This is a genomic window from Streptomyces sp. LS1784 (genome assembly GCF_020103755.1).
Taxonomy (GTDB): Bacteria; Actinomycetota; Actinomycetes; order Streptomycetales; family Streptomycetaceae; genus Kitasatospora.
In genome coordinates, this window is the sequence record NZ_JAHSQD010000796.1 from 1 (window position 1) to 2,873 (window position 2,873).

General features: G+C 73.0%; 3 protein-coding genes. All 3 read right to left on the reverse strand.

The features are described from left to right. Nucleotides 1–547: BadF/BadG/BcrA/BcrD ATPase family protein (locus KS423_RS42525; RefSeq protein ID WP_308020320.1), on the reverse strand; the 547-nt coding region annotated here is incomplete at its 3' end. Between the two features lie 169 nt (nucleotides 548–716). After that, the gene (locus tag KS423_RS42530) at nucleotides 717–1,997 is read right to left on the reverse strand and encodes a 6-phospho-beta-glucosidase (RefSeq protein ID WP_224285055.1); all 1,281 of its coding nucleotides are present in this window, start codon (nucleotides 1,995–1,997) and stop codon (nucleotides 717–719) included. An 8-nt stretch (nucleotides 1,998–2,005) separates the two neighbouring features. Further along, nucleotides 2,006–2,873, reverse strand: an 868-nt coding sequence (locus KS423_RS42535; RefSeq protein WP_224285054.1) for a carbohydrate ABC transporter permease, incomplete at its 5' end; no start/stop codon positions are given.

Here is a 2,873-nt window from a genome sequence, read left to right on the forward strand (position 1 = left end):
CGCGCCCGTCCTCCGCGCGGACGGCGTGCCACATGCTGGCGACGGCGAGCCCCGAGCCGCCGCCCCAGTCGCCGGTGAGCTCGCCGAGGGCGGGGAAGCGGGCGGTGCGGCCGTCCGGCAGCAGGCCGACGCAGTTGATCCCGGCGCCGCAGACCACCGCGACCCCGCGCGGGCCGTCGGTGCCGGCCCGCAGCAGGCCGAAGGTGTCGTTGGCGACGGTGGTGCTGGCCCCCCAGGGGTGGGACTCCAGCGCCGCGCGCAGCGACTCCTCCTCGACCGGCAGGTCGGCGTTGGCCAGGCAGGCGCTGACGTGGCTGGTGAGCACACCGCTCCAGGACGGGTGTCCGGCCGCCGCGGCGGCCTGCTCGACCAGCGGGGCGAGGCCGGCGACGGCCGCCGCGCCGCCGATCCTGTGCGGCTCGAAGCCGCCGCCGCGGGCGGTGCCGAGGATGCTGCCGTCGGTGCCGATCAGGGCGACGTCGGTCTTGGAGTTTCCCGCGTCGATGGCGAGGACGCCGGGCAGGAGTGGTTCGGGTTGGTGGATCATCAGGTCCCAGCGCTCGTACGTGGCCCGGACCGTGGTCGTCGGCCGGGTGCCCGACCGGGGTCCCGGCCGGGGTGCCCGGCCGAAGGGTCCCCGGCCGGGGGTGGACGGTCTCCTCGCCGTGCCCCCCCGGCGCCCGGAGGAGGTCGCCGGGCGGCCACGACGGGCCGGGTCAGGCCCAGGCGAGGTGCTCGCGGTTGTGGGCGAGCAGCCGGTCCGTGAGCCGGTCGGCGAGCTCGATCTGGCCGACCAGCGGGTGGGCGAGCAGGGCGTCGAAGACCCGGTCGCGGCCGCCGCGCAGGGCGGCGTCGAGGGCGAGGTGCTCGTACGAGGTGACGGCGGCGATCAGGCCGGCGTACAGCGGTTCGACGGGCCGCTGCGGCAGCGGGCGCACGCCCCGCGCGTCCACCTCGGCCGGCACCTCGATGACGGCGTCGTCCGGCAGGAAGGGCAGCACGCCGTCGTTGCGGGTGTTCACCACCTGCACGGAGGTCCCGCCGCCGGTGCCGAGCAGTGCGGCGATCAGCTGGACGGCGGCCTCCGAGTAGAACGCGCCGCCGCGCTTGCCGAGCAGCTCGGGTTTGGTGTCCAGGGCCGGGTCGGCGTACAGCTCCAGCAGCTGCCGCTCGATCTCGGCCACCTGCGCGGCCCGCGAGCCCTGCTCCTTCAGCTCCGCCACCACCGCGTCGTGCTGGTAGAAGTACCGCAGGTAGTAGGACGGCACCACGCCGAGCCGCTCGATGACGGCCTGCGGCAGGTGCAGGTCCTCGGCGATCTCCTTGCCGTGCGAGGACAGCAGCTCCGGGAGCACCTCGCGCCCGGCCGCGGCGCCCGGGGCGTCCAGCAGGGTCACCCCGCGCTCCCAGGTCAGGTGGTTGAGCCCGACGTGGTCGAGCCGGACCAGCTCCGGGTCCACGCCCAGGTGCGCCGCGAACTTGCGCTGGAAGCCGATCGCGACGTTGCACAGCCCCACGGCCTTGTGGCCGGCGCTCTGCAGGGCCCGGGTGACGATGCCGACCGGGTTGGTGAAGTCCACGATCCAGGCGTCCGGGTTGGTCCGGCGCACCTGCTCGGCGATGTCCAGCACCACCGGGACGGTGCGCAGCGCCTTGGCGAGCCCGCCGGCGCCGGTGGTCTCCTGTCCGACGCAGCCGCACTCCAGCGGCCAGGTCTCGTCCTGGTTGCGCGCCGCCTGCCCGCCGACGCGCAGCTGGAGCAGCACGGCGTCGGCGCCGGCGACGCCCGCCGCCAGGTCCGTGGTGACCGTGACGACCGCGCAGTGCCCCTGCCTGGCGAAGATCCGCCGGGCGAGGCCGCCGATCAGCTCCAGGCGCTCGGCGGCCGGGTCGATCAGCACCAGCTCGCCGATCGGCAGGGTGTCGCGCAGCCGGGCGAAGCCGTCGATCAGCTCCGGGGTGTACGTCGAACCGCCGCCGACGATTGCCAACTTCAGTGCGGACATCAGCCCTTGACCCCTGTCAGTGTCACGCCTTCGATGAAGGCCTTCTGAGCGAAGAAGAAGAGGACGATCACCGGCGCCATCACCAGCAGGGTGGCGGCCATGGTGAGGTTCCAGTTGGTGTGGTGGGCGGCCTTGAAGGACTCCAGCCCGTAACTGAGGGTCCAGGCCTCGTGGTTGTTGCTGGCGTAGATCTGCGGGCCGAAGTAGTCGTTCCAGCAGTAGAAGAACTGGAACAGCGCGACCGCCGCGATGGCCGGCTTGGCCATCGGCAGGACCACCCGCAGCAGGGTGCGCAGGTCGCCGCAGCCGTCCATCCGGGCGGCCTCGATGTACTCCTTGGGGATGGTCATCAGGAACTGGCGCAGCAGGAAGATGGAGAACGCGTCGCCGAAGGCCATCGGGATGATCAGCGGCCAGAGCGAGCCGCTCAGGCCCATCTGCTTGGCCCAGAACAGGTACATCGGGATGACGGTGACCTGCGGCGGCAGCATCATCATCGCGATGACCGCCATCAGTGCCAGGTTGCGGCCCCGGAAGCGGAACTTGGCGAGCGCGTAGGCCACCGGGAGGCTGGAGACCACGGTCAGCACGGTGCCGAGCGCGGCGTACAGCAGGGTGTTGCGCCACCAGGTGAGGAAGCCGGGGGTGTCCCAGACCTTGCCGTAGTTGCCCCAGTTCCAGCTGGTCGGCCAGTAGTCGGTGGTGAGCGCCTGCTGGTCCGACATCACCGAGGTGAGGAAGACGAACACGAAGGGCAGCAGGAAGAACAGCGCGGCGGCGATGGCCAGTGCGTGCACGGCCACCCAGTTGAGCGCCGCGCGGCGCCGGGCGGCCCGGGCGGCGGGGCCGCCGGGGCGGGAGGGGCCG